Raw genomic sequence first — 21642 nt, forward strand, 5'->3', positions numbered from 1 at the left:
ACCACCCCATCGAGTACGCCACCCGGAGAATCACCGCGGTACCTGCCTGCGACCGCTGCCCCGTCAGATCCCGGGCGGTCGCTGCTCCGCTCCGCCGGTACCGCCCGTCGCGGCTTCGGCGGGGGACCCGGCCATGGCGGGGACGCGTGACGTGCCCGGCCGGGGAATCGCGGCCAGCAGCCGCCGCGTGTACGGGTCCTTGGCGTCGCCGATCACCTCGAGCGTGGGGCCGTGCTCCACCATCGATCCCTGGTTGAGCACCATCACCTCGTCGGCGAGGAGCCTGGCACTGAGCAGATCGTGGGTGATGTAGAGCATGGCGATGCCACGGTCGCGCACCAGCGTGTCGAGGAGCTCGAGGATCTCGGCCCGGATGGAGACGTCGAGCATCGAGATGGGCTCGTCCGCGATCAGCACCTCCGGCTCCGGCGCCAGCGCCCTCGCGATGACGACGCGCTGCCGCTGCCCTCCGGAGAGCTGGCTGGGCAGCTTGTCCAGGTACTGCTCCGCCGGGCTCAGCCCGACGGTCTCCAGCAGCTCCGCCGCCCGCGCCCGCGCCTGTCTGCCGTCCATGCCCAGGTGGTTGCGGAGCGGCCGGCCCAGCGCGTACGCGAGCGTGCGCGTCGGGTTGAGCGCGGAGAACGGGTCCTGGAAGACGAGCTGGACGTGCCGGCGGTAGCGGCGCAGCGCACTGCGCCGCAGCCGGTCCACGCGGGTGCCCTTGAAGCGGACGCTGCCCCGGCTGGGCCGCTCCACCCCGGTGAGCAGGCGGGCGATCGTCGACTTTCCCGACCCGCTCTCGCCGACCAGTGCGCTGACCCGCCCTGGGCGCAGCGTGAACGACACGTTCCGCACGGCGCGGGTCGAGGTGAAGCCGAGTCCGCGCTTGGTGCGGTAGGTCTTGCCGACGCCCTCCACGGTCATGACGGGCTCCCCGCCCTCCCGTCCCCGGGAGTCGGCCGTCGTGGAGAAGACGGCCACGTTCCGCACAGGCGGCGGGACCGGGGCCGAGGCGGTCCCCGGCGCTGCCTCGGCCCCCTGCCGGCCGCCGTGTGCGGCCTGCTCCGCCGGCCCCTCGAGCAGCAGACACCTGGCCTCGCCCCGCTCCACGGGCACGAGCGACGGATGCCGCGTCCGGCAGGCGTCGACCGCGACGGGGCAGCGGGGCTGGAAGAGGCAGCCGTCGTGCCTGCGCGACAGGTCCGGCGGCCGTCCCGGGGTGTAGGCGACCTCGACGTCGGCGTCGCGCGGGTCCGCGTACGAGCCGAGCAGCCCGGCGCTGTAGGGGTGCAGTTGCCGCACCACCATGTCCGCCGCGGGCCGGCTCTCGACGATCTCCCCGGCGTACATGACCATTACGCGGTCCGCCATCTCCATGACGGTGCCCAGGTCGTGGCTGATGAAGAGCACGGCGAATCCGAGCCTGCGCTGCAACTCCCGCAGCCGGTCCAGGATGTCGCGCTGCACGACCACGTCCAGGCCGGTCGTCGGCTCGTCGAGCAGCACGAAGCGGGGCCGCAGCACCAACGCCAGGGCCAGGGCGACGCGTTGCTTCATGCCGCCGGACAGCTCGTGCGGGTAGCGGCGCAGCACCCCGCGGTCCAGGGAGACCATCTCCAGCAGCTCGCCCGCCCGTTCGTCGACGTCGACCTTGCCGCCGGTCGCTTCGGGGTGGGCGGCGATTGCGTCGGCGAACTGCTCGCGCACGGTGATGACCGGGTTGAGCGAGTTCATGCTCGACTGGAACACCGTGGACAGGTCGGCCCAGCGCATCGGCCGGAGTTCGTCCTCGTCGAGACGTGTCACGTCGCGGCCGTCGAAGGTGATCCGTCCGCCGGTGATCGCCGCGGGCTTCTCCAGCAGACGCAGTACCGCGTGCCCGAGCGTGGACTTGCCGCAGCCCGACTCCCCGAGCAGGCCGACGAACTCGCCCTCGCCGACGGTGAAGCTGACGTGGTCCACGGCCCGTACGGCTGCCGAGTCGCGGGGACTGTAGGTGACTTGAAGATCCTCCACCTGCAGCAGGGGCATCTCAGTCCTCCCTCAGATGGGGGTTGCTCAGCGCGTCGACGCCGAAGTTGACGAGCGTGAAGGAGGTGACCAGCAGCGCCAGCACGAGGCCCGGTGCGACCACCCACGCCCACTGCCCGGTCGTCATCGCACCGCCGAGGCTGGCCTGGTTGAGCATCGTGCCCCAGCTGACGGTCTGCGGGTCGCCCAGGCCGAGGAACGCCAGCCCCGCCTCCGCGCCGATCGCCCCGAGAGCGGAGCCCATGAACCCGACGACGATCAGCGACATCATGTTGGGCACGATCTCGTACGCGATGATGCGCGCCGTGCTGTCGCCCGCGAACTTGGCGGCCGTGACGTAGTCCCGAGTCCGCAGGGTGATGATCTGGGCGCGCTTGATGCGCGCGCCGTGCGCCCAGCCGGTCACCGTGATGACGGCGATGATCAGCCAGAGCCCCTTCACCGGGGCGTACGCCGCCAGCGTGATCATCAGGGGCAGCACCGGTACGACGAGACCGAGGTTGATGAAGAACGACAGGACCTCGTCCACCACTCCCTGCAGGTAGCCGGCGGTGAGACCGACCGCCACGGCGATCAGCGTGCTCAGCACACCCGCGACCACGCCCACCAGCAGCGAGGTGCGGGCCCCGTGGACGAGCTGGGAGAAGACGTCCTCACCTTGAGCGGTCGTGCCCAGCCAGTGGGCGCCCGAGGGCGCCTCCGACGTCGCGAAGTCCTCCAGGCGCGGATCGTAGGGCGCGATGAGCGGAGCGAAGACCGCGACCAGCGTGAACGCCGCGAGCATCAGCAGCCCCACGCGGCACTTTCCGTTGCGCCACAGGATGACGAACCAGCCGGGCATGCGGCGGGACTTGCCGGCGTCGAGCGCCGCGATCCCCACGCTTTCGGTGTCGGCGCCCGGAGCGGGCGCCGCCGCGGTCGCGTTGCCGTGGGCGGTGGTCATGCTGCCTCCTTCCGCCTGACGCGCGGGTCGAGGAATCCGTACGCGACGTCCGCGAGGAAGTTCGCCAGCAGCACGCCGACAGTGGTGAACAGGAACAGGGTCTGCATCAGCGGGAAGTCCTTGTTGGACACCGCTTCCAGCAACAGCCGCCCCATTCCCGGGTAGTTGAAGATGCTCTCGACGAGCACCGTGCCGCCGAGGATGCTGCCCAGGGCGATCGCGAACCCCGTGACGTTGGGGAGGACGGCGATGCGCGCCCCGTAGGTGAGCGCGATGCGGCGCCGCGAGAGTCCCTTCGCGCGGGCCAGCCGCGCGTAGTCCTCGCCGAGGTTCTGCACCATGTTGTTGCGCATCCCGAGGATCCAGCCGATGGGCCCGGTGATCAGCAGCGACACTGCGGGCAGCACGCTGTGCTGGAAGGCGTCGGAGAAGAACAGCCAGGTCCAGCCCGGCTGACTGCCGCCCCCGTAACCGCCGCCCTCCGGGAACCAGTTGAGGGTGATGGCGAAGACGAAGATCAGCAGCAGGCCGATCCAGAAGAACGGCAGCGTGCCGATGAACGTCGACCCGAGGGTGATCAGCGAGTCCGTCCTGCTGTTGCGGCGGTAGGCCGCCCACGCCCCGAGCACCGTGCCCACGGCGAACGAGATGACCTGGGTGACGCCGACGAGGACCAGGGTCCACGGCATCGCCTCGCTGATCACGTCCGTCACCGAGTACGGGTAGTAGGTGTACGAGACGCCGAAGTGGCCCTGGGCGAGCGCACCGAGGTACTCCCAGTACTGCTGGAGGAGGTTCCCGTCCGGCGTGCCGAGCAACTTCCGTACAGCCGCGAGCTGGGCGGGGTCGACCGCCTCGGTCCTGCTGCTCAGCCGGGCCAGGAGCGCCTCGGCCGGGTCCCCGGGCTCCAGCCGGGGGATGAGGAAGTTGAGCGTCACCGCCGCCCACAGGGTCGCCAGGAAGAAGCCGGCACGCCGGACGAAGAACGTCATGTCACTCAGTCCTTGGCGGGCTTGAGGTGGGTCAGCCAGACGAGGTTGTCGCCGGCGGCCGCGTACGGGTCGTTCTCGTCGGGCCAGCCCTCGGCCTTCGTCGTCTTGTACTGGAACCACTTCGCGCCGTACCAGACCGGGATCATCGGCACGTCGGTCATCATCACGTCGACGAGCCCGGCCACGGCCTGCTTCTGCTTGTCGCGGTCGACCGTGAGGCGCAGCCGGTCCAGCAGCTTGTCCGTCCGCGCGTCCTTCCAGCGCACCGTGTTGCTGGGCGCCTTCTCACCGATGGGAGCGGTCTTCTCGCTGCTCAGCGGATCCGCGAAGTTGGTGTAGTTGTTGCAGGTGCCGGGCAGCACGCCGAACGTCATCTCGTAGTTGCCCGTCGCGCGGTCCTCCTCGTGCGCGGTGGGCGTCGGCGTCTCCATGTCCACCTGGAGGCCAAGGGCCTTCATGTTGTCCGTGAGGATCTTGGCGGAGGCCACCCAGTCGTTGTAGGAACCGGGGACCTTGAAGCTGAACGAGATGGGCTTGCCGTCCTTGCCCAGCCGCCGTCCCTGCGAGTCGCGCTTGTAGCCGGCCTTGGTGAGGGCCGCGCTCGCAGCCTTCGGGTCGTAGCCGATGCGGCCCTCGTCCGGGAGGCTCCGGGGCAGGAAGTCCTTCTGGCCGGGGACGATGAGGCCGCTCTGACTGGCGTGCGTGACGTAGCCCAGCTGCGCCTTGCTCACGACCTTCTGGTGGTCGAAGGCCTTGGTCAGCGCGCGGCGGAAGCGGACGTCCTTGAACGGCGCCTTGGTGAGGTTCATGTAGACGCTCACGGCGCCGCCGGGCGCGTACCAGTACTTGTGGTGCTCCGGGTCCCGCTTGACGTACGTCTTCTCGATGTCCGGTACGTACAGGCCCTGCTGGTCGTACTCGCCGCGGCTGAGCTTCAGCTGCTCCACCTGCCCGCCGGCGTCGGTCTTGTTGAAGCGCAGCTCGTTGACCTTGACCTTCTCGGCCTGCCAGTAGCGGGGATTGCGCTCGGTCACCAGCTGCTTCGGGCTGAAGGACTTCATCTTCATCGGGCCCGTGCCGACAGGGTTCTTGGCGTTGGTGAAGGTCTTGGGGTCCTTCACCTTGGACCAGATGTGCTCGGGGACGATGGGTACTTCGTTGATGGCGGTGAAGGAGGAGGCACCCGCCTCCTTGAAGGTGAAGACGACCTTCTGGCCCTGGGCGTCGACCGACTTCAGGTTCGCCCAGGCGCCCTTGGTGTCCAGGGCCGGGTGCTTCTTGATCATGTCGAAGGTGAAGGCGACGTCGTCAGCGGTGAACGGCCTGCCGTCGTTCCACTTCACCTTCGGGCGGATGTCGAAGACCAGCCTCTCGGGGGTCTCCCACTCGTAGGCGCTGGCCAGCCACGGCTTCTCCTTGCAGCTGTTGCCCTCGATTATGTAGAGGCGTTCGAAGATGTAGCCCGTGGAGCTGAGCTTCACCGCGTCGAGGAAAGGGTTGTAGTTCGGTTTCGGTGCGGCGCCGCCGCCGAAGTCGCCGAAGTTGAGGTAGTCGATCCTGCCGCCGGCGCCGGTGGACTCCCCCGTTCCCTCGGTGCCCGTACAGCCTGAGAGCAGCAGGCTGACGACTGCGGTGCCCGTCACGAGGACGGTGGACGTGCTCCGTGGTCGACTCATCGTCGAGTACCTCCATCGGTGCCACCGGCGGGTTGGAATGCGCCGGCTGTGGTGATCGGTCACGTGCGTGCCGGGAACCGCCGTTCGGCGGCGCGCCCGGTCCCCCCGTCGTGGCAGAGGCAGTTCAGCTGTCACCGCCGGCGGTGGCGTCCCGGCCCGTCTCGCCGGAAGGCCTGTCCGGGCAGCCGCACGATCCGCGCAGTACCACGTCCGTCGTAAGGAGGGTGTCGCCGTCCCGCTGTGTGAGCGGAGCGTGCAGCAACCGGGCGGTGACCGTGGCCAGTTCGCGCACCGGCTGACGCACCGTCGTGAGGCCCGGCTGGACGAGCGCCGCCATGGGCATGTCATCAAAACCGGTGACGGCGATGTCCTCCGGAACTCGCATGCCACGGCCGAGCGCGCCGAGGATCAGACCGAGGGCCGTCTCGTCGTTGGCGCAGACCACGGCGTCCGGAGGTTCCTCCTCCGAGTCCAGGAGCTTCTGCGCGGCGATGGCGCCGTCGGCCTGCGCGAGGCCGACGAGCGTGGGCCCGGCCGGCGGCCGGGCGCCCGTCTCGGCGTGGGCGGCGAGGAACGCCTCCCAGCGCGCCGTCACGTCGGGCGACCCCTCGGGGGTGCCGACGAACGCGAGCCTGCGGTAGCCGTGTTCGACGAGAAGGTGCCGGGTCAGGGTGCCCACGGTGCCGCTGTCCGTGCTGACGGAGGCGTGCGCCGGGCCCGCCTTGTGGGCCATCACCACCACGCGGATCGTCTGGGAGACGCGTTCGATCATCGCCTCGGAGACCGTGCCGGCGTGGATGGCCATGCCGTCGACCCTGCCCGCGAGGTCCAGGACCTTCGCGTCGGTGTCGGAGCGGTAGTGCGAGGAGAGCAGCAGCACCTGGTCTCCGGTCTCCAGCGCCTCCGACTCGAAGCCCTGGATCAGCTCCGAGAAGTAGGGGCCCGACAGCCCGGGGAAGACGAGGCCCAGCGATCCGTGCCGCTTCTCGGCCAGCGCCCGCCCGAAGTGGTTGGGCCGGTAACCGTGTTCCTCGATGACCCGCATGACCCGCTCGCGGAGCTCGGGCGAGACCTGGGCCGATCCGCGCGAGACGCGCGAGACGGTGGCGGGTGACACGCCGGCCTGCTCGGCCACCCAACGAACGTTCACGCGGCTGTTGCTCATCAGAGAAGCTCCGGATAGGTTCCTGAAACCGGTTTCTTGAGACCGGTTTCAGGAACCTAAGCAGATCCCCTCCGCAGTGGCAAGACCCGAGTACACGCCCCCGGCGCGACCACCCGTTTTCGAACCGGACCACGGTGAGGACCCTTTCGTGACCACACCACAGACCGCAGGCCGCCGTACCGCCCGACCTGAGCAGGCCGGAAGGCCGCCGGCCGGGGAGGTGCGGCTGGAGAGCCGCCGGCTCCTCGTCGACGGGGTGCCGAGAATCCTGATGGCGGGGGAGGTCCACTACTTCCGCCTGCGACGCAGCGACTGGGCCGACCGGCTTGAGAAGCTGGCCGCCGCCGGATGCACCGCGGTGGCAACCTACATCCCGTGGCTGGTGCACGAGACGCCGACGGGAGAAATCGATCTGGACGGCGGCACCAGCGAGTACCGGGACCTCGTCGGGTTCCTCGAACTCGCAGCCGCGAGGGGCCTGTCGGTGATCGCGCGGCCCGGGCCGTTCATCATGGCGGAGCTGAAGAACGAGGGGATCCCCTTCCGCGTCTACCGCGAGCATCCCGAGGCCCGCCCGCTGGGCTGGGACGGCGAACGGGGCCCCACCGAGACCCTCGACTACCTCGATCCGGGCTACCTCGGCCACGTGGAACGCTGGTACGCCGCCGTCATGCCCGTCCTCGCGGAACGCCTCACCACCCGGGGCGGTCCCGTCGCCGCGGTGCAGCTGGACAACGAGGTGGGCATGCTCTCCTGGGTCACCAACACCCCGGAGATGACGGACAGTTCACTCGCCGCCCTCGCCAGGCGCGCCGAACGCCGTTTCGGCAGGCAGGGCGCTCTGGCCCGGTTCGGCGCCGACCCCGGCGACGCGGCGGCGTGGGCGTCGTGGTGGCGCTGCGGTGGAACACCCGGCGGAACCGAGGCGCAGCAGCTCGCTCTCCACCACGAGCTCGGCGTCCACCACCGCGAGCGCTACGCGGAGTACGTCCACCGGCTCAGCGACCTCGCCCGCCGGCACGGCATCGACGGCGTGCCGTTCCTGGTCAACCTGCACGGAACGGCCGAAGGGCGCGGCCGCACCTTCCCCATCGCCATCAGCCAGCTCTCGGCCGCGTACGCAGGCCGCCCCCAGACCACCTCCGGCTCGGACCACTACATCGGCGAACTCACCGTCGAGAACGTGCCCGACCTGTACGTGATGAACGCGTTCATGGCGGCCGTCCACGATGCCGAACAACCGCTGACGTCACTGGAGTTCGAGGCGGGCACCGGCGATTACGGAGAGGACCTCAGCAGGCTGGTCTCCCCGGAGGCCACGGAGCTCAAGACACGGCTGTGCGTGGCCCAGGGCAACCGGCTGATCAACTACTACCTGTTCGCCGGCGGCCACAACCCGCCCCTCGACGAACCCGTCGGCGACGGCAACGACCGCATCGCCTTCACCGGCGAACGCCACGGCTTCGCCGCCCCGCTCGACCCGGAAGGCCGCCCCAGCAGCACCTACGAGGCCACGCGCAGTGCCGTGCGGGCCGTCGCCGGCGCCGAGCACCTCCTCGCCGCCATGGACGAGGAACACGATGACGTCGTCCTCGGCTACGTACCCGACCACTACCTGACCGAGTACGCGCACCCGGCGGCACAGGCGCGGCGCCGGCAGGTCGGCGAGCTGGAACGCTTCCGCGGCATGGGGGCACGGGACGTGCTGGCCCGTGCGCTGCTGCTCGGCGGCCACTCCTTCCGCGCCGTCGACCTCTCCGCCGCACCCCACTCGGCGGGGGCGCGCCTCGACCCGGAAGGTCCCGCCGTCGCCCTGGCGAGCCCGCCCGTCCTCGGCCGCGAAGTCCAGGAGCGGCTGGCCGCGTTCGTACAGGGCGGCGGACGGCTCCTGCTGCACGGGCTCCTCCCCACGCACGAGGAGGACGGCACGCCCTGCACGGTCCTCGCCGACGCGCTGGGGCTCACCGCCGGCGCCACGCTCGACGGCAGCGTCGGCTACTTCCCCTCCGTCCGCGCGACGGGCTGGCTCCCGGAGCAGCCGGAGGTGCGGGCCGGTTTCGTACAGCGGCTGCGGACGGCCCTCGGTTGCACGTCGCAGCCGCTGGCGCTCGACGTCGCCGACGGCTCTCCGGCCGCCGTCGAGGTGGCCCTCGACGGCGGCGGCCGGGCGATCGTGGTGGCCTGCGACTACCCCTGCCATCTGGCGTTCTGGCGGGGGCTGACGGCCCGCCTGGGCGTGGGACGCCGCATCACCCTCGACGGGGCGTCACCGGGGCTCGTCGCCACCACCACCGCCGACGGCGAAGGGCAGCGGCTGCTGCACCTCGTCAACGTGGCGCCGTCCGCCCAGAACTTCACGGCCGCGCTCGGGCAGACGCCCGTGGCCGGGGGCTTCCGCTTCCAACTGGCGGCCCGCAGCGGTCTGATGCTGCCGCTGGACGTACGGCTGGAGGGGGCGGTGCTGCGCTGGTCCACAGCCGAACTGGACGGCGCGGGCGACGGCTCGACCGTGGTGCTGCGGCGCGGAGAAGGCCCGGGCCAGGCGCTGCTGGAGACCGCCAGGCGTGTCACCGCGGACGCCGGCGCCGAGGTGTCGTCCACCGCGGAGGGGCAGCTGGTCAGCTGGCCCGGCGGCAGCCCGGGCAGCGTGCTGCGTATCCAACTCACGTGACCTGAGGGGCAGTTCAGGGGCGTGCCGAGACGAACAGGCTCTGCACGCCCCGCCCCATGGGGCCGCGCTCGTCGTGGAGCGCGGACTCCGCCATGCCCACCCCGGCTCCGTCGATGCTGGTCGCGGCGTCGACGCACACCCACTCGCCGCACGGATAGCGGTGCAGATGGACCGTCAGATCAGGGTTGACGAACACGTGCCGCGAGAAGTCCAGCACGTTGCTCACCCCGTTCCCCGAATCCGCGGCGATCAGCACCCTGTCCAGGGGAGCGGCCTCCTCGCCGGCCACCAGCGGCACCCTCATCCGCAGCCAGCAGGCCGCCGCCCCCTGCTCGCGGAACGAGCCAGAAGCGAAGCGGAACTCCATGCCCGTGTGGTAGCCCTTCTCCCACGGCACGTCGAAGAACGGCTGTGCGGCGGAACTCTCCGGCGGCGCGACCACGGGCCCGCTGACCACCTCCGGCACCGAGTCCGGCTCGGTGCGGATGCGCAACGCCCTCGCCCGCATGACCTCCTGCCCGCCCTCCGGCGTCAGGGTCGCCTCGACCAGCTCCACGCTGCGCCCCTCCCGCAGGACGCGGGTGGCCAACTCCAGCGGCTTCAGGGGGACGGGTCTGGTGATCTCGAATGTGATCCGGGCCAGAAGCATGTCCTCGCGGGCGTCCTCACGCCGTAGCACGGCCCGTCCGAGCAACGCCGCAGGGGGACCGGCGTGCTGGCTGTCCGCGGCCCAGGGGCCGCGCGTGTAACCGCTGGGCACGTACCGCGCCCGGCCGTCCTGCTCGAAGAAGGCCTCGGCGCTGCTCTCCCGCACGTCCACTCCTGCTCTCCCCGCTCCCGGCGACGCGAATCACCCTACGGGGACGGGGCATTCGGCGCCGCACCGCATCCGTGCGGCCCCGTGCGGGCTCCGGTCCGGCCCGCTCAGGTGCGATGGAGAGTGGCCCACACGACGGTCACGAGGATGGCCAGCGGCACGGTGATCATGACGAACAGCGCCGGGATGCTGGGGTCCCGCAGACTCCTGCGGCGCCTCCGCCGCGGGGCCTGCCGGGAGGGGGCCGATGGCGGACCGGTCGTCCCCTGCGGTGTGGGAGCCGGCTGTGCGGGGGCGGAGGGCCGCCCCGGCGTGCCGTTCGAGACGACCCGCTCCCGCACGACGGACTCGCCCTGCCCGCCGCCGTTCACGGCAGCGGCGGGAGCGGGGGCCGAGGGGTGCACCGTGCCGTCGGCCCGCACGGCGGTCCGGGTGAGAACGAGAGGCTCGCCCGGCGTGGCGGCGACCGTCTGGACCCGTGCGGCGGCCGCCTCGCGCGCGGCCCGCTGCTGAGCCTCGGCCTGCCTGCGGGCTTCGGCCTCACGCTGCCGCTCCTGGACCTCGCGCTGCCGCTGCGCCGCGGCGGCGTGCAGCGTCTTCAGCCACTTCTCCCGTGTGGTCTCGGGAAGGTGCTCGGCGATGTGCGTGGCGGGGACGGCGAGGAGCCCGGAGTTGACGGCGATGGTGTGCGCGACGTGGGGCGCGAGACCGGTGTGGGTGGTGAGGGTGTGGGCGAGCGCGGTGAGGCTGCGCTGCCGCTGTCCGGCGGTGATGTGCGAGGACGTCAGGGCGTGGTGGAGGAAGGTGCCGGTGTCCTTCTCCAGGCGCTCGACGAGCGCGCTGGTCAGCGCGTGCGGCCCGGTACCCCCGCAACTGCCCCCGTCCAGCGGCGGGTGGCACTCGCGCAGGGTCCGGTGCAGCTTGTGGAGGGTGTGCTCGTCCAGCGGCGCGGGGTGGGGGCGGTGGTGGAACTGCCACGCGGTCTGGATGAGCGCCGTGGCCTCCTCCTCGGTGCCGGCGCCCGCCATCGCCTTGAGCGCCATCAGCGCCTGCAGAAGGTGAGGATGGGCGTGGGGGAGGCCCTGCTTGGCGGCGCCGCGCTTGAGGTAGGTGGTCTCGTGCTCGAGGAGGGTCAGCGTCGCGGGCAGCGAATCGGTCAGCTCACCGGGGGAGTTGAGCAAAACGCTGGTGAGCGCGTCCATGTGCAGCGTGAGGATGTGCGGGGGTGTGCTCTTGGTGACGGTCGCCGTCTGCGCCGGAGGAGTCTGGGCGGCTGTCGACGCGCGCTGGTCGGCTGCCTGGTAGGCGTCCCAGTCGTCGGGCGTTCCCGCCCTGTGCAGGGTGAGGATCCGCTTGCTGAAGTCGATCTCGGCGAGTTCCTGGATCTGCGCGGCGGTGTGGTGGCGGTAGAGGGCGTCCGAGCCGAGGCGTACCGGCGGGTCCAGTACGAGCCCGCGGTAGTGGTCCTGCAGCTTGTGCCACCAGCTGCGCGTCGAACGGGTCAGGAGCAGGACGCGGATGCGGTGCTGCGGACGCTCGTGCGTCGCGAGGACGGAGAGGAGCTCGTCGACCTGCTTGAGGCGCGTCTCCGCCTCGTCGACGATGATCAGCGCGGGTCTCGTCAGCTGCCGGAACATGCCGTAGGGCGGCGGCTGCTGGGCCGGTATTCCGGAGAGGAACCCCGCGGTCCACGGGATGTCCGCGCTTCCCGGCTGGTGTTCGGCCTCGGGCCGGCGCTCGCTCAGGCGGCGCGCCAGCTCCGCGCCCAGGCGGCTCTTCCCGACACCGGCGGGGCCTTCGACGGCGGCGACGCTCACGCCCTCACGGGTGTGGCACCAGTCGGTGAGCGTGTTGATCTCGGTGTCGAGCCCGATGAAGTCGACGACTTCGGAACGCGGGTCCAGCAAGTAGGAGGCCGCGGCGGCCGGTTGGGGGAGGCTGTCGAAGAGCCCGTCGAGGTCCGCCGCCTCCAGGCGGGGCCGGCTTCCGCAGGCCTCCTCGATGATGTCGCAGAAGCCGCGGTCCTCCAGCAACTGCCGCGCGGGCACGGCCTCGACGCGGCTGTGCAGACCCGCGCCCGGAGCGTGGGCCACCATGCCCATCAGCAGGTCGGCGCAGAAGACGGCGGCTCCGGACATCCCCTGCCACGGCGAGTACGCCTGGCCGTCCAGGTGCTGGGAGGGCCGCAGCGCGAGGTGAAGCCCGTACGCGGGGGAGGCGTTGGCCACGGTGTCGATGTCGACGTGGACCGGTGCCTTCAGCGGCTCTGGCCCGCCCGCGTCCGGCCACCCGGCCTCCTCATCCCTCCGCGCGCCCGACTCGATGGAGCGCATGCCGTTCGGTGCCAGCCCCAGGGCCGAACACTGCGGCGGCGCGACGGGGTCGGTGCAGGTCATCTCCCCCCACCGCACGGGCGTGAACTCCTGGCCCAGGTCCCTGGGGCGGCAGCGCAGCAGCGCCGCCTCACCGCGCCGCCAGGCCACTTCGGCCTCGGCGCGCGGGCCGGGGCGGCCGGTGCTGAGGACGCGCACGATCCGCGGTTCACCCACTGATTCCGTCGAGGCGGGCTCCACCATGCGGCGGGCGGTGAGGATGACTCCGGGTGCGACGACACAGCCCACGCCCACCCGTCCCGCGTACTCCACCGAAGCTGCGCGATTCCACACCGGTACTGCCCCCTACGCCTCGGGCTGAGCGCTGCGGGCCTCGCGGCCCCGGCGCTGGTCAGCGGACATGCTCACGGTCGATTCCGGCGGAGCGGCCCCCGAAGGGGGCACGCTCCGGCGCACACCAGCGATGCCCTCGCCCTGGCAGTCTTCCGGCTGGTCCTGTCCGTCTTCCTGTTCAGTCGAGGTCATCCGAGTCCGCGGCGTCCGGCCACGCGCGCCCGCCCGCGCGACGGCTCCCGGACCGCTGGGGCCCGGACGCCGCGGTGAGAGCCCGGTGCACACCGAAGCCGCAGATCACAGACACAGCACTACCACCGCGCGGTCACGCGATGGCCACTTCGTGCGAACTTCGACAAGTCCCCTCCACACATCTTGACGTGGCGCTTCCGCTCTTCCCCGGGCGTGCGGCGGGGCCTCGCGGCGCGCCCTTTCCGGCAGGGGCGGGACCCGTCCTCCCGCCCGTGCCCGGCGCCGTGGCGGTCACCTTCCGCCACGTCCGCTGACCGTCCGCTGCAGCGAGCGGCGCACGCCCCTCACGAAGGCCCCACCTGGGACGGGATGCCGCACCGCCTGCCGCCCGGCGCGGATCGAAGGTGCCGGGCATACGCGGCCGCCGCGAGGACACCCGGGCGTCACACCGTCCGCACCGCAGAAAGGGGCGCCCGTCATGGCGAAGAAGCTCCGCAAGGGCGACCGTGTGAGCTGGAGGAGTCACGGAAGCACAGCCGTCGGAACGGTGAGGAGAAAGCTGACCCGCCGCACCCGGGCAGGCGGCAGGACCGTCGACGCCTCCCCGGAGGAACCGCAGTACGAAGTGGAGAGCGAGAAGTCCGGGAACACCGCGGTCCACAAACCGGAATCGCTCAGGAGGAAGGGCCGCTCCTCATGAGCGCGCACCGGACCGGCACCGAACGCGACGAGGTCCTAGCCGACTTTGACGACGCGGTCAACATGAGCGCCGGCGAACTCGAGGAGTGGCTGGCGACGGACGAGTCGTGGAGCGTCGGGCAGCACAAGGAAGGGGAGGAGAGCACCGGCCATGCCTCCGGACGGCGCATCGTCGCGCTGCTGCGCACCGACCGGGACTCGCTCAGCGACGACGACCTCGCCCATATGCGGAAGGTCGTCGGCTACGTGCGCAGGCACCTGGGCCAGCCGCCCGGGGGAGACGCCCGCGACTCGCGGTGGCGCTACTCGCTGATGAACTGGGGCCACGACCCTCAGCGTTGAGGACCGGGGCCCCTCCGCAGCCTCTTCTGCGCTGCGCTTCCGCTGCCTCTCTACGCTTCCGCTTGGTAGACGCGTTCGCCGCCGACGTAGGTCGCCCGGACGGGTATCGAGGCGATGCCGTGCGGGTCGGCCGTGAGCGGGTTCTCTCCCAGCACGGTGAAGTCGGCGAGGTACCCGGGGACCAGCCTCCCCTTGTGGTCGTCGGTGCCTTCGGCTTCAGCCGAGCCGAGTGTGAAGACGCTCAACGCCTCGCCCGGCGTGACCCGTTGGGAGGGGCCGACCGTGACGCCGTCGTCCATGCCCTCCCGGGTGACCATCGACTGCATGCCGCGGAGCGGCTGATACGGGCCGCACGGATAGTCGGAGGAGCCCGCGACGCAGACTCCCGCGTCCAGGAAGGCCCGGTGCGCGAACATGCGTTCCGTACGCTCCGGGCCGTACCAGCGGTTCAGCGAGCCTCCGTGGTAGCCGACGTACCCGGCGAAGGGCACGGCGATGGCCCCCAGCGCGCGCATCCGCTCGACGATGCCCGCGTCGATCACGCTGCAGTGCTCGATCCTGTGCCGCAACCCCGGCCGGGGAGTGCGGCGTTGGGCGTCCTCCATGGCGTCGAGGACGAGACGGATGGCGGCGTCGCCGTTGGCGTGCACGCCGATGCGGTTGCCGTCGGCGTGCACGGTGTGGACCTGCCGCACCAGCTCCGCGGTGGGCGTGGTCTGCAGCCCGTACCCGCCGGTGTCCGCGAACGGCTCGTCGAGCAGGCAGGTACGGCCGCCGATCGCCCCGTCGACGAACGCCTTCACGCCGACCAGCCGCAGCATGTCGTCGCCGAAGCCGCTGCCGAGACCGAGCGCGCGTGCGGCACCGTAGTGGTCGATGGACAGCAGCATCCCTACGCGGAGGGTGAGTTGGCCGCTCTGTCGGGCCTGGTGCAGCAGGTCGGTGTCCTGCGGCGCGATCAGCGCGTCGCACACGGACGTCAGTCCGGCCGCTTGCCACGACCGCTGGGCGCGTGCCAGGCCCCGCAGCTTGTCCTGGGGCGAACTGGGCTGCAGGGGCGAGGGGTTGCCCCGCGCGGTCGCCGGATACACGACGTTCATCAACGCGCGCTCGATGAGCCGCCCGTCGAGCCGTCCGTCGGACGAGCGCCCGAACTCGCCGCCCTCGGGCGGCGCCGAGTCCTCGTCGATGTGCAGGGCGCTCAGGGCCGCGGAGTTGGCGACCCCCCAGTGCCCGGCGACCTGCACCACGAGCACCGGATGGTCCGGAGCGGCCGCGTCGAGCTCCCAGCGGGAGAGCGGGCCCGTCTTGGTGTCGTCGTAGCGGCTGCCCCGGATCCACTCGCCGGGCGCCGCCTGCGAGGCCTCGCGGCGGATCTGGGCCAGCAGGTCCGGCACGTCCGTCACCGCGTCGGCGGACAGGTCCAGATGCAGCATGTCCTCGGCGGCTATGGCGAGATGGATGTGGGCGTCGTTGAGGCCGGGCACGATGCACGCGTCGCCGAAGTCGACTTCCCGCGCACCGGGGAAGCGGTCGCGCAGGGCGGACACGGACCCGGTGGCCCGTATCCGTCCGTCCGCGACGGCCAGGGCCTCCGGCTCGCCGCCCGTGTGCCCCTGACTGACGATGCGGGCGGCCCGGTAGAGAACGGGCGTGGTCTCGTCCATCACGAAGTCTCCCCGGATGTGGAGGCGGCGGCCCCGCCTCCGGCCGGCGCCGCCGCGGCCGGGCGGTCGGTCCCGGGCCGCAGTCGCGAGACAGCGTAGGCGACCGCGAGGTTGGCGCCGAGAGCGATGATGCCGCCGTTGACGCCGTTCCACGGGTCGTTGCCCGAAGCCCACAGCGCGGTCATGACCGTGAGGCCGACGAGAGTTCCGGCTCCCGCGGCGAGAGTCGTCATCCGGCGCCAGTACAGCCCCAGCAGGACCGCGGGCACGAGCTGTGCGAGGCCCTCGTAGGACAGGACCGACAGCTCCACGAGGGTGTTGGGGAAGAACAGCGCCCCCGCGAGTGCCAGCAGGCCGGCCAGGAGGCAGACGAGCTGCGAGAGCCGCTTCGTCCGCACGTCGTCGGCGGGAGCCCGGCCCGTGCGGCGGCTGCGGGGGTCCGCGCCGTTCCCGCCGCCCAGCAGGGTCCGGCCCCACAGCGTGCCGATCGACAGCATGAACACGCTCATCGGCACGATCGCCGAGAGCGCCCCGGCCACGCCGATCACGGCCACGACCGGTGCGGGCAGCGACTCGGTGACGAGCGAGAACAGCGCCAGGTCGGGGTTGTCGAGGTTCGGGATCACGAACAGCGCCGTCGCCCCGACCATCATCGGGATGAACAGCAGCAGCTGGTACCACGGCAGCAGCAGCGCGTTGCGGCGCAGCGCGTTCGGGGACTTGGCGCTGAGGTATCCGGCCACCGTCGTCGGGAAGATCGTGATCGTCACCGCGTTCAGCAGCAGGGTGCTGATGAACCACGTGCCGTCCAGGCCGCCCGAGTCGTGGCCCGGGAAGGTCAGCCACTCCGGCTTCTCGGAGACCATCCGCTGCATGAAGTCGCCGACGCCGTCCACGTAGTGCATCGGCACGTACACCGCGAGGAACGCCACGGCCGCGATCACCAGGACGTCCTTCAGCGCGCTCACCCACGCCGAACCGCGCAGCCCCGAGACCAGGATGAAGACCTCAGCGACGACGAAGGAGATCACCGCGGCGACCCGCAGGTCGACGCTCCCGTACGTCATTGCGTTGACCACGAGGCCCATGCCCTGAATCTGAACCTGGATGTAGGGGACGATGAAGACGGTCGCCACGATGGCGACGAGAATCCCCAACGGCCGGGAACGGAAGCGGTGTTCGGCCATGTCCGCGATGGAGATCAGGCGGTGCCGACTCGCGTACGTCCACAGCGCGGGTCCCACCACGTACGCCACGGCGAAGCCGGTGGTCAGATACGCCACCAGGTAGAGGATCGGAACCCCGAAGGAGAACGACCACCCCGCGGTCCCCAGGAACGAGAAACTGGTGTAGGTCTCGCCCGCCATCAGCAGCCAGATGAACAGCACGCCCAGGCCGCGGCTGGAGACCGACCACTCGGCGAGCCCCTTGTCGCGGCCGCGGGCGCTCAGCACACCCACGGCGATGGTGGCGATCATCGCCACCGCGAATATGGACGTCGCGATCGTCGCGGAGGAGCTCATCGCGCACCCCCCTTGCCCGCGGAGCCGCCCTGGCCGCCCGCGTCCTCGCCGAGCGGGTCGTCGTCGACCGGGACCGGCTCGATCGCCCCCGTCCGGTAGGCCGGATCGAGCCGCGCGACGGCCCATATGACGAGCGGGGAGATCACCGTCGCGGCGATGATCCACGCCAGCAGGAACGGCACGCCCAGGATGCGCGGCTCGATGCTGTTGGCCACCAGAGGCGCCGCGCAGTACAGCACGGCGGGCACCAGCAGCAGCCACAGCATCCGGCGGCGCGGTGCCACCGTGGGCAGCGCGTCGAAGGCGGACGAACCTGGTTCCTGCGGGAGCGGCGGGGACTCCTGCCCGCCCGGTGAGGGGCTCTCGGACATGTGGCTCCTTGATGTGCTCGGTGCTCGATGCGTGCTCGTGCGCTGTGCTTCCGTGCTGTCTGCTCTGCTTTCGGCGGGGTGCCTGTTCGCAGCTCCCGTCGTGGAGTTCGGCGTGCGGCGCGTCCGACGCCGGGGTGTCCGCTCAGCTCACACGGACGGGTCGTAGCGTCCGTCGACCGCGGTCCACCCTCCGTCCACGGTCAGAACGCTGCCGGTGACGTACGTGGAGGCGTCGGAGACCAGATAGGTCACGGCACCCGCGATCTCGCCGGCGCCGGCCCACCGCTGCAGCGCGGAGGCACGGGCGTACGCGTCGTACCACTGAGGGTCGTCCGCGATCTGATCGGTCAGCGGTGTACGGACCACGCCGGGCGCCACCGCGTTGAACCGCACGCCGCTTGGCCCCCACTCCGCGGCCGCCGTACGCAGCAGCTGCACCAGCCCGGCCTTCGACGCCGCGTACACGCTCTGCCCGGCCTCCACCTGGAAGGCGCGCATCGACGACAGCCCCACGACGCTGCCGCGCCCGCGCTCGGCCATGCCGGGCGCCACCGCCTGCACGAGCGTCAGATAGGCGCGCAGGTTCAGCGCGAGGACCTTGTCGAAGTCGGACGCCGTGTAGTCGCTGATCCGCTTGCGCACGTTCGCGCCCACCGTCACCACGAGACCGTCCAGCTCGCCCCACCCCCGTACGGCCTCGCGCACCGCGTCCCCGTCCAGGACGTCGAGCCGGTGCGTGCTCACCCGGCCGGTGGACGCACCCGGGGCCGGCGCCTCGAGCGAGGCGAGCCGCGCCGTCTCGGCCGCGCCTTCATCGTCCCGGTCCGCGACGAGCACCTCGGCGCCGTGCGCCGCGAGGGCCCGCGCCGACTCCCGGCCGATGCCGCTCCCGCCGCCGACCACCGCGACCCGGCGGCCGTCCAGCCGGAACAGGCCCGCGTAGCCCGCCGGCGCCGGCTGTCCCTCCGGCGTCCGCTGTTCCGCCGTCATCGCCGGATCACCGCCATACGTGTCACCGTCATCTCCTCGATGGCGAACCGCGGGCCCTCCCGGCCCGTCCCCGAGTCCTTCACGCCGCCGTAGGGCGCGATGTCGCAGCGGTAGCCCGGGACGTCGTTGACGACGACGCCGCCGACCTCCAGCTCCTCCACGGCGTCGAAGGCCGCGCCGAGATCCCGGGTGAAGACCGCGGCGTGCAGCCCGTAGCGGCTGGCGTTGACCGTCGCGTACGCCGCCGCGAGGTCCGGCACCGCCCGCAGGCACACCACCGGCCCGAAGATCTCCTCGTCCCACGCCGGCTGGCCGTCGGGCACCCCCGTCAGCAGCGCCGGAGTGAGGCAGCGCCCCTCGCGCGTCCCGCCGTGCACCAGGCGCGCACCGGCCGCGCGGGCCTCGTCGACCCACCGCCCGACCCGTTCCGTCGCCGCCTCGTCGATCAGGGCGGACACGCGGGTCTCCTCGGCCCGCGGGTCGCCGACGAGGACCTGCGGCAGCCGCTCCGTGATCTTCCGCTCCAGCTCCGCCGCGACCTCCTCGACGGCGATCACGCGCTGGACGGCGATGCACGCCTGCCCCGACGCGTAGTACCCGCCGCGCACGACGGCGTCGGCCGCCGCGTCCAGATCGGCGTCCGCCGCCACCACCAGCGCGGCGTTGGAGCCCAGTTCGAGGACGACCTTCCGCGGCGCCGCCTCCCTGGCGATGAGATGCCCGATCCCGGCCGATCCCGTGAAGGAGACCGCCGCGACGTGCGGATGCGTCGTCAGGGTCCTGCCCACCCCGGCGTCGCCGGTGACCATCTGCACCGCACCGGCCGGAGCCCCCGCCGCCTCCAGCTGCTCCCGCACGAGCCGCACCAGCCACAGCGTGGCCAGCGGAGTCGCGGGCGCCGGCTTGACGATGACGGGGCAGCCGGCCGCCAGGGCCGGAGCGATCTTGTGGGAGGCGAGCATCATCGGGTAGTTGAACCCGGTCACGCCCACGACCACTCCGACCGGCCGCCGAGTCCAGAACCCCGTCATCCCGTCGCCGGAGGGCAGCAGATCCAGGGGGACCGTCTCCCCGTGCGTGCGCGATACCTCGTCGGCCGTGGCCTCCCACGTCGCCACCGCCCGCATCACTTCGGTGCGGCAGTCCACCCGCGGTTTGCCCGTCTCCAGGACGAGCAGGTCCTCCATGGGGCCGGCCGCGTCCCGCAGGGCGTCGGCGACCCCGAGCAGCACCCGGCGCCGTACCCGGGAGGGCAGCGCCCCGACCTGCTTGCGCAGCGCCGCCGCGTGCTCGGCGGCCCGGTTCGCTGTCGCCTCGTCGCCCAGGGGGGAGCGGGCGATCTCGGTGCCGTCGTAGGGGAAGTGGACGGGCTGCGAACCGTCGGTGGCCACCAGCGCCTCCCCGACGGGCAGTCCCGCCGTGAGGTCCGCGGGGACCCCGGGCAGACCGGAGACGGTGCCCGCTTCCGACGGGGAGTGTGCCGCGGGGCTCACCGGGCGGCCCCACCGGTCAGGAACTGGCGGGCGGCGTTCGCGTAGACCCTCGCGTACGCCCCGATCTCGGCCACCTCCACGAACTCGTCCTTCTGGTGCGCGATCCACTTCCCGCCCGGGCCGTAGACCACGGTCGGCAGGCCCGCGTCGCGGGTGAGGATCGTCCCGTCGGTGGTCCCGGGAACGGCGCCGTACGCGGGCGGTACGCCGTGCTCGCCGAGATGCGCGGCGACGAGGGCCGTGACGACGGGGTGGTCCTGCGCCACCTCAACGGCAGGCCGGTCGTCGACGACGGTCGTCTCCACAGTGACGCCGGCAGTGGCCGCGGCCTCTTCCGCGGCCTGACGGATACGGCCCGTCAGCTCCGCGTGGCCGGTGCCGGGGATCGTGCGGACGTCGACGCCCACGAGGCCGTGCGCCGGGATGACGTTGAGCTGTGCCGCGTCCCCGGCCTGCAGCACCGTCGGCGTGACGGTCACCGCACCTGCGTGCGGGTGCGTCCCCCACTGCCCGACGGCCCACTCCTCCACTCCGGCGAGGGCCTCGATGATCCGTGCGCCCGCCAGCAGAGGGGACTTGGCCTCCTGCGGCATCGCGCCGTGCGCCATCACCCCCGTCAGCTCCAGGCGCAGCCTGATGCCGCCGCGCGCGGAGGTGCACACCTCGTAGCCCTCCGGCTCGCAGACGATGACCCCGTCCACGCCGGCCGCCGCCGGGGAGGCCGAGAACGCCTTGGCGCCGAGCATCATCCCCTCCTCGTCGCACAGCACGCCCAGGACGATCCGTCCGGGGAAGGGCCCGGCCAGCTGGAGCGCGCGCACGCCGTGGACCATCGCCGCCAGACCGGACTTCATGTCCGCCGAGCCGCGGCCCCACAGCTTGCCGTCGCGGATCTCCCCGCCGTACGGGTCGCTGCTCCAGTCCGCGCTGTCGCCCTCGGTGACGACGTCCGTGTGCCCCTCGAACATCAGCGTCGGCCCGTCGCCGCCACCGCCCTCGACGACGGCGACGAGGTTCTGCCTGCCGGGGGCCACATCGACCACTTCGTGCTGCCAGCCGAACTCGGTGAACAGCCGGGCGAGCAGCCGGACGGCCGGACCCTCGACCTCCTCCGCGTCGGCGACGGTGCGCAGCCGCACCAGGTCGCGGGTGAGCTCCACGGCCGCGTCCGCGTCGACCACGAGGTCGCGCGGCGGGCCACCCGATTCGGAATGCATAGACAAGCCTCTCCCACAGCCCTTTGCCGGCCTTCTCCACCAGGCCAGGTGACTGGTCAGACCAGTTGATTTCCCGTACTCTCCTAGCGCGCTGACGCGTTGGTCAAGGGGGAGGGGCGCCGTAGGCACCGGAATCTGCTTCCGGCATGGTGTCCGCAGACCACGGCGAGGCGGCGACGCCGAGCCG

At 71.8% G+C, this 21642-nt stretch carries 16 protein-coding genes; 3 read left to right on the forward strand and 13 right to left on the reverse strand.

All coding sequences use genetic code 11. From position 1 onward, the window contains the following. Nucleotides 1-63: 63 nt before the first annotated feature. The 5 genes from IEY56_RS02015 to IEY56_RS02035 all read right to left on the reverse strand — a co-directional run bounded on the left by IEY56_RS02015 (nucleotide 64) and on the right by IEY56_RS02035 (nucleotide 6792). Complete coding sequence (locus tag IEY56_RS02015) at nucleotides 64-2031, reverse strand: ABC transporter ATP-binding protein (protein ID WP_189035269.1); 1968 nt, start codon at nucleotides 2029-2031, stop codon at nucleotides 64-66. A 1-nt stretch (nucleotide 2032) separates the two neighbouring features. Continuing rightward, nucleotides 2033-2974, reverse strand: coding sequence for an ABC transporter permease (locus IEY56_RS02020; protein ID WP_189035270.1), 942 nt, complete (start codon nucleotides 2972-2974; stop codon nucleotides 2033-2035). Further along, a complete protein-coding gene (locus tag IEY56_RS02025; RefSeq protein WP_189035271.1) occupies nucleotides 2971-3966 on the reverse strand; it encodes an ABC transporter permease in 996 nt (331 codons plus the stop codon). The genes IEY56_RS02020 and IEY56_RS02025 overlap by 4 nt, the downstream gene beginning before the upstream one ends. 5 nt (nucleotides 3967-3971) lie before the next feature. Then, the gene (locus IEY56_RS02030; protein WP_189035272.1) at nucleotides 3972-5642 is read right to left on the reverse strand and encodes an ABC transporter substrate-binding protein; all 1671 of its coding nucleotides are present in this window, start codon (nucleotides 5640-5642) and stop codon (nucleotides 3972-3974) included. Between the two features lie 124 nt (nucleotides 5643-5766). Next, nucleotides 5767-6792 carry a LacI family DNA-binding transcriptional regulator gene (locus tag IEY56_RS02035; protein ID WP_229711471.1) on the reverse strand — a complete coding sequence of 342 codons (1026 nt, stop codon included), beginning with the start codon at nucleotides 6790-6792 and terminating at the stop codon, nucleotides 5767-5769. 163 nt (nucleotides 6793-6955) lie between these two features. On the opposite strand from IEY56_RS02035, the gene IEY56_RS02040 reads away from it, so the two are divergent. Then, nucleotides 6956-9478: a beta-galactosidase gene (locus tag IEY56_RS02040; protein WP_229711472.1), complete on the forward strand. Its 2523-nt coding sequence runs from the start codon at nucleotides 6956-6958 to the stop codon at nucleotides 9476-9478. Nucleotides 9479-9491: 13 nt separating this feature from the next. On the opposite strand, the gene IEY56_RS02045 is transcribed toward IEY56_RS02040, so the two are convergent. Further along, on the reverse strand, nucleotides 9492-10292 hold the full coding sequence (locus IEY56_RS02045) for a thioesterase family protein (protein ID WP_189035274.1): 801 nt from the start codon (nucleotides 10290-10292) through the stop codon (nucleotides 9492-9494). A 110-nt stretch (nucleotides 10293-10402) separates the two neighbouring features. Continuing rightward, nucleotides 10403-12961, reverse strand: a complete 2559-nt coding sequence (locus IEY56_RS02050) for an ATP-binding protein (RefSeq protein WP_189035275.1) — start codon at nucleotides 12959-12961, stop codon at nucleotides 10403-10405. A gap of 670 nt (nucleotides 12962-13631) precedes the next feature. On the opposite strand from IEY56_RS02050, the gene IEY56_RS02055 reads away from it, so the two are divergent. Both IEY56_RS02055 and IEY56_RS02060 read left to right on the forward strand, forming a co-directional pair. Further along, a complete protein-coding gene (locus IEY56_RS02055) occupies nucleotides 13632-13853 on the forward strand; it encodes a hypervirulence associated TUDOR domain-containing protein (protein ID WP_189035276.1) in 222 nt (73 codons plus the stop codon). After that, the gene (locus IEY56_RS02060) at nucleotides 13850-14194 is read left to right on the forward strand and encodes a DUF3140 domain-containing protein (RefSeq protein WP_189035277.1); all 345 of its coding nucleotides are present in this window, start codon (nucleotides 13850-13852) and stop codon (nucleotides 14192-14194) included. Before IEY56_RS02055 ends, IEY56_RS02060 begins: the two co-directional genes overlap by 4 nt. A 50-nt stretch (nucleotides 14195-14244) precedes the next feature. Here the strand turns inward: IEY56_RS02060 and IEY56_RS02065 are convergent, their stop codons facing one another. The 6 genes from IEY56_RS02065 to IEY56_RS02090 all read right to left on the reverse strand — a co-directional run bounded on the left by IEY56_RS02065 (nucleotide 14245) and on the right by IEY56_RS02090 (nucleotide 21455). Beyond that, on the reverse strand, nucleotides 14245-15861 hold the full coding sequence (locus IEY56_RS02065; RefSeq protein WP_189035278.1) for an amidohydrolase: 1617 nt from the start codon (nucleotides 15859-15861) through the stop codon (nucleotides 14245-14247). Beyond that, nucleotides 15861-17384 (reverse strand): sodium:solute symporter family protein, encoded by a 1524-nt coding sequence (locus IEY56_RS02070; RefSeq protein ID WP_189035279.1) that lies wholly within the window; start codon nucleotides 17382-17384, stop codon nucleotides 15861-15863. Before IEY56_RS02070 ends, IEY56_RS02065 begins: the two co-directional genes overlap by 1 nt. Continuing rightward, nucleotides 17381-17755: a DUF3311 domain-containing protein gene (locus IEY56_RS02075; protein ID WP_189035280.1), complete on the reverse strand. Its 375-nt coding sequence runs from the start codon at nucleotides 17753-17755 to the stop codon at nucleotides 17381-17383. Before IEY56_RS02075 ends, IEY56_RS02070 begins: the two co-directional genes overlap by 4 nt. A gap of 147 nt (nucleotides 17756-17902) precedes the next feature. Then, entirely contained in the window at nucleotides 17903-18745 is an 843-nt protein-coding gene (locus tag IEY56_RS02080; protein ID WP_189035281.1) for an SDR family NAD(P)-dependent oxidoreductase, read from the reverse strand. Beyond that, complete coding sequence (locus tag IEY56_RS02085) at nucleotides 18742-20238, reverse strand: aldehyde dehydrogenase family protein (protein ID WP_229711474.1); 1497 nt, start codon at nucleotides 20236-20238, stop codon at nucleotides 18742-18744. Before IEY56_RS02085 ends, IEY56_RS02080 begins: the two co-directional genes overlap by 4 nt. After that, nucleotides 20235-21455 carry a M20 family metallopeptidase gene (locus tag IEY56_RS02090; protein WP_189035282.1) on the reverse strand — a complete coding sequence of 407 codons (1221 nt, stop codon included), beginning with the start codon at nucleotides 21453-21455 and terminating at the stop codon, nucleotides 20235-20237. Before IEY56_RS02090 ends, IEY56_RS02085 begins: the two co-directional genes overlap by 4 nt. Between the last annotated feature and the right edge of the window lie 187 nt (nucleotides 21456-21642).

Source organism: Streptomyces daqingensis (genome assembly GCF_014645895.1).
GTDB lineage: Bacteria > Actinomycetota > Actinomycetes > Streptomycetales > Streptomycetaceae > Streptomyces > Streptomyces daqingensis.